Annotated in this window: 5 protein-coding genes; 2 read left to right on the top strand and 3 right to left on the bottom strand. The window is 62.9% G+C overall.

Annotated elements, in window-relative coordinates; all coding sequences use genetic code 11:
• Nucleotides 1-92: 92 nt before the first annotated feature.
• Both VMA74_RS10945 and proC read right to left on the bottom strand, forming a co-directional pair.
• The gene (locus tag VMA74_RS10945) at nt 93-233 is read right to left on the bottom strand and encodes a hypothetical protein (protein WP_325366844.1); all 141 of its coding nucleotides are present in this window, start codon (nt 231-233) and stop codon (nt 93-95) included.
• 3 nt (nt 234-236) lie between these two features.
• Entirely contained in the window at nt 237-1,058 is an 822-nt protein-coding gene (gene proC, locus VMA74_RS10940) for a pyrroline-5-carboxylate reductase (RefSeq protein ID WP_325366843.1), read from the bottom strand.
• A 317-nt stretch (nt 1,059-1,375) separates the two neighbouring features.
• Here proC and VMA74_RS10935 point away from each other — a divergent pair, with 317 nt between their 5' ends.
• Together VMA74_RS10935 and VMA74_RS10930 are read left to right on the top strand one after the other, a co-directional pair.
• On the top strand, nt 1,376-2,413 hold the full coding sequence (locus VMA74_RS10935; RefSeq protein ID WP_325366842.1) for a type IV pilus twitching motility protein PilT: 1,038 nt from the start codon (nt 1,376-1,378) through the stop codon (nt 2,411-2,413).
• A gap of 157 nt (nt 2,414-2,570) precedes the next feature.
• A complete protein-coding gene (locus VMA74_RS10930) occupies nt 2,571-3,740 on the top strand; it encodes a PilT/PilU family type 4a pilus ATPase (RefSeq protein ID WP_325366840.1) in 1,170 nt (389 codons plus the stop codon).
• A gap of 187 nt (nt 3,741-3,927) precedes the next feature.
• On the opposite strand, the gene VMA74_RS10925 is transcribed toward VMA74_RS10930, so the two are convergent.
• Nucleotides 3,928-5,217: hypothetical protein (locus VMA74_RS10925; protein ID WP_325366838.1), on the bottom strand; the 1,290-nt coding region annotated here is incomplete at its 5' end.

The raw sequence follows: 5,217 nt of genomic DNA, 5'->3' as shown, positions 1-5,217 counted from the left end.
ACGAAGGTGAGCAGCAGGATCAGCACCGCGGCGAGGTTGATGCGCCGCCAGTTAGGCAGCACGCGGCGCAGCGGCACCAACACCGGGTTGGTCTAGCGGTAGACGAATTGGCTGAGCGGGTTGTGGAATTCCGCGCGGTTGGCTTCCGCCAGCAGGCGCACCAGGAACAGCGTGGCGATGGCGCCGAATACCACCTGGACGATGAGCGTGAAGGCGCTGAGCAGGTATGACATGGATCAATCCTTGTCCAAAGCCGCAGCCAGTTCCGCGCCGCGACGGGTGGCGGCGGCTACCGCGCGGGCCACGATGCGCGGCAGTTGATCGGCACTGAAGCTTTCCAGCGCTGCTTGCGTGGTGCCGTTGGGCGAGGTGACGCGGCGGCGCAGTTCGGCCGGGGCCTCGCCGCTTTCCACCAGCATGCGGCCGGCGCCGAGGCAGGTCTGTGTGGCAAGGATGCGCGCTGTCTCACGCGGCATGCCTTGCGCCACGGCGGCGTCTTCCAGCGCTTCGACCAAGGCGAAGAAGTAGGCCGGACCGGAGCCGGAGACGGCGGTAACTGTGTCCATCAGTGCTTCGTCGTGGATCCAGCGCGTAATGCCGACCGCATCCAGGATATGTTGCGCCTGTTCGCGTTGTTGCGGCGTCACGCGCAGGTTGGCGCAAAGGCCGGTGGCGCCGGCGCCGATCAGGGCCGGCGTATTGGGCATGCAGCGCACGATCGGCAGCAGGTTGCCGAACCAGCGCTCCAGCTGATCGATGCGCACACCGGCGGCGATGGAAATCACCAACGGGCGTTGGCGTTGAAGCAGGTCGCGCAGTTCGGCATGGATCGCCGGCATCACCTGCGGCTTCACCGCCAGCACCAGCACATCGGCCTCTGCCACGGCCAGCCGGTTGTGGTCGAAGGTGGCCACGCCAAAGTCGCGCCCCAGGCTTTCGCGCGCCTGCGCCAGGGGTTCGGCCACGCGCAGGTCGGCGGTCGGCACGCCGGTCTTGAGCAGGCCGCTGATCAGGCTGCGGGCCATGTTGCCGCCGCCGATGAATGCGATACGAGTCATGTTGCGTCGTCCAACGTGTTCCAGGCGCATACCTTACCGGAGTAGCGCTTTTTTTGCGGGACCCGGGACCCTGGATGACGGACTCGAAAAGCGAGACACACCGCGCGTTTCCGAGCCCCCAGGGCCGAGTCTGGAGACCGGCTCCTAATCGAAGACTGGCTGCCCGCCATGCCCCGCGAGTAGTATCGGGTGCGCTGCAAGGGTTCGGGGGAATGGCGGGGCATGCTGGCCGCGCCGGCACATCGGTCCGGGGGACTTCTGTCGTCCTTAATCTTGCAGCTCGTACAGACGATCGGTTTTTTAGGGGAACACATCCGATGGATATCGCCGAACTGCTTGCCTTCTCGGTGAAGAACAAGGCGTCCGACTTGCACCTGTCGGCGGGTCTGCCACCGATGATCCGCGTGGATGGCGACGTGCGCCGCATCAACATTCCGGCGCTGGATCACAAACAGGTGCACGCGCTGATTTACGACATCATGTCGGACAAGCAGCGCCGTGATTACGAAGAATTTTTCGAGACCGACTTTTCGTTCGAGATCCCGGGGCTGGCGCGCTTTCGCGTCAACGCGTTCAACCAGAACCGTGGCGCGGGTGCGGTGTTCCGTACCATTCCTTCCGAAGTGCTCACGCTGGACGACCTGGCCTGCCCCAAGGTATTCCGCGAGCTGATCGAGCAGCCGCAGGGCCTGATCCTGGTGACCGGTCCGACCGGCTCGGGCAAGTCGACCACGCTGGCGGCGATGGTCGACCACATCAACAAGAACGAATACGGCCACATCCTCACGGTGGAGGATCCGATCGAGTTCGTGCACACCTCGCAGAAGTGCCTGGTCAACCAGCGCGAAGTGCATCGCGATACGCATGGCTTCAACGAAGCGCTGCGTTCCGCGTTGCGTGAAGACCCGGACTACATCCTGGTGGGTGAGTTGCGCGACCTGGAAACCATCCGCCTGGCGCTCACCGCCGCGGAAACCGGCCACTTGGTGTTCGGCACGCTGCATACCAGCTCGGCGGCCAAGACCATCGACCGCATCATCGACGTGTTCCCCGCCGGTGAAAAGCCAATGGTGCGCTCGATGCTGTCCGAATCGCTGCGCGCGGTGATTTCGCAGACACTGTTGAAGAAAGTGGGTGGCGGCCGTATCGCCGCGCACGAGATCATGGTGGGCATTCCCGCCATCCGCAACCTGATCCGCGAGGACAAGGTGGCGCAGATGTATTCCTCCATCCAGACTGGCCAGCAGTACGGCATGCAGACCCTGGATCAGATACTGCTCGACCTGGTGAAGCGCGGCTTGGTCACGCGTCAGCAGGCGATCGGGTATGCGAAGAACAAGGAAGTGTTCAAGTGATTTATCAGGATTGCTTGGGGGCGTAAATCGGGAATCGTCAATCGTCAATCGTTTAAAGCGGTCGCGCGCGAGCGTGCCGCAGTGTGTTCTAACGATTCCCGATTGACGATTTACGATTCCCGTCGCCAAGCGATTCCCGCCCAAACGGGAGCAAGCCATGAGCGAATTCGATTTCACCTCGTTTCTCAAATTGATGGTCCACAAGAAGGCCTCGGACCTGTTCATCACCGCCGGCGTGCCGCCGTCGATGAAGGTGCAGGGGCGCGTGGTGCCGATCACGCAGAGCCCGTTGTCGGCGCAGCAGTCGCGCGACATGGTGCTCAACGTCATGACGCCGGCGCAGCGCGAAGAGTTCGAGAAAACGCACGAATGCCAGTTCGCGATTTCCGCACAAGGCGTGGGCCGTTTCCGTGTGTCGTGCTTCTACCAGCGCAACTGCGTGGGCATGGTATTGCGCCGGATCGAAGGAAAGATCCCGACGATCGAAGAACTGAGCCTGCCGCCGGTGATCAAGCAACTGGCGATGACCAAGCGCGGCATCATCATCTTCGTGGGTGCGACCGGCACCGGTAAATCCACCTCGCTGGCGGCGATGGTGGGTTATCGCAACCAGAATTCCACCGGCCATATCATCACCATCGAAGACCCGATCGAATACGTACACAAGCACGAAGGTTGCATCATCACCCAGCGCGAGCTGGGCATCGATACCGATAGCTGGGAAAACGCCCTGAAGAACACGCTGCGCCAGGCGCCGGACGTGATCATGATCGGCGAAGTGCGTACCCGCGAAACCATGGAGTTCGCGATCAACTTCGCCGAAACCGGCCACTTGTGCTTGTGCACGCTGCACGCCAACAACGCCAACCAGGCGATCGACCGCATCCTGCATTTCTTCCCGGAAGATCGCCGCCAGCAGTTGTTCATGGATCTGTCCTTGAATCTCAAGGGCATCGTGGCGCAGCAGCTCATTCCCACGCCCGATGGCAAGGCGCGTCGCGTGGCGATGGAAGTGATGCTGGGTACGCCGCTGGTACAGGACTACATCCGCCAGGGCGAGATCCACAAGCTCAAGGAAGTGATGAAGGAATCCACCAACCTCGGCATGATGACCTTCGACCAGAGCCTGGTGACGCTGTACCAGGCCGGCGAGATCAGCTACGAAGATGCGCTGCGCCACGCCGACAGCGCCAACGAAGTGCGCTTGCGCATCAAGCTGGCGCAGGGTGGTGATGCACATACCCTGTCGCAGGGCCTGGAAGGCGTCGAGCTGGAGGAAGACAAGTCCAACCAGAATGGATTGGGTGGCGGGTTTTTGCGACGTTAAAGATGACGCAGGATGGGACGTAGGTTGGCGGTGAGCCCCGGACTTGATCCGGGGCGAACCCCAACGGTGCGATCTGCATGGCGACGTTGGGATTCGGCTGCACCTCGCCGCCAACCTACCAGCGCTCGCCAACCAACAAAAAAGGAGCCGGCGGCTCCTTTTTTGTTGGTTGCTGGCAGCACCCCCATTACTTCAATTCGGTATGCGTGGTGATCACCACGCCCTGGTCTTCCATCCTGACCTGCATGCCGATCGCCTTGATGCGCGCGGCTTCCGACTTCATCGCCTCGAACTGTGCCTTGGTGCTGGCCACTGCGGCTTTCGGGTCGCTTTGCGCGCCGGCGTCGTCGGGATTCAAGGCGGAGTTCATCGCCGCGGAGGTTTCCGCACGCTGTTCCAGCAGGTCGATCCAGTTTGCATACATGGCGCCGTCCAGGTGCGTGCGCATCAGTTCGCCGGCACTGCCACCCGGTTGCTGCATGATGTCGGCCAGCTTGCTGTCTTCGCCGGTACCGACCGCAACGCCGAGGGACTTGGCGCCCATCGCCGCCCAGCCCGACTCACCCAGTGCATTGGTCAGCTGCGCGGGTAGGGCGACCGGCTTGTTGTCGGCGGTGAGCTTCAGGCCGTTGAGCATCGGGCTGGTCACCTGTGCCATCGCCAGCAGGCCGGCAGGGTTGTTGGTGCCGATCACGATGCGGCCCGCCAGCTTCGGCATGCCGCCCTTGGGGTTGGGCGTGTAGCTGTCCAGCGCGACATGCAGGCCGAGCAGGTCGCCGATCGGCGGCACCGCGGCCTTCTGCATCGCGTCGCCCAGGCTGCTGAAGGTGTCGTTGAGGTTGTCGAGCATGGGGCAGGTGAACGGCTTGTCCGCGACCGCCTGCGCCTGTGCGCTCCAGAAGCTGCGCAGTTGTGCCATCGGCAAGGCCAAGCTCAGCTCGAACGGCGCGGTGGGGTCGCTGCCGAGGCCCGGCAATTCCACCTTCAGGCCGCTGAATGCGCTGACGATATCGCTGGCCAGCGAGATGTCGAAACGCATGTCGCGATGCTTTTCATCCAGCGTGGTGTAACCCATGCTCAGCTGCGGCACGCGCGCCGCAATGCGCGCGGCTTCGCTCTGGCAGCTGGGCGGCAACTGCATGATGTTCGCCACCGGTTCGCCGGTCTTGGCCGACTCGTTTTCCGCACGCATTTTCTGCAAGGCCTGCGCCAACGGATCCTGGCCGCCGATCAACAACGGCAGCAGGTGGGTGAGATCGACCTGGCCTACCGCCCATTTCGCATAACCCTTGGACTTGGCCAGATCGGCAAGGCGATCGGTGTCCTGCAGGCTCTTTGCCGGACGGTCCAGGCCAAGTGCCTGGCGCAGCAGCGGTTGCGCGGCGTCCTGTGGCAGCAACGCGAGTACCGCCTGTTTGCCGACTACCGCGATGATGAATTGCAGATGCGACACCGGTGCGACGTAACGCTGGTAGCT

It is taken from the genome of Dyella sp. (assembly GCF_035508675.1).
Lineage (GTDB): Bacteria > Pseudomonadota > Gammaproteobacteria > Xanthomonadales > Rhodanobacteraceae > Dyella_B.
This window is presented reverse-complemented; position numbering and strand designations above follow the sequence as displayed.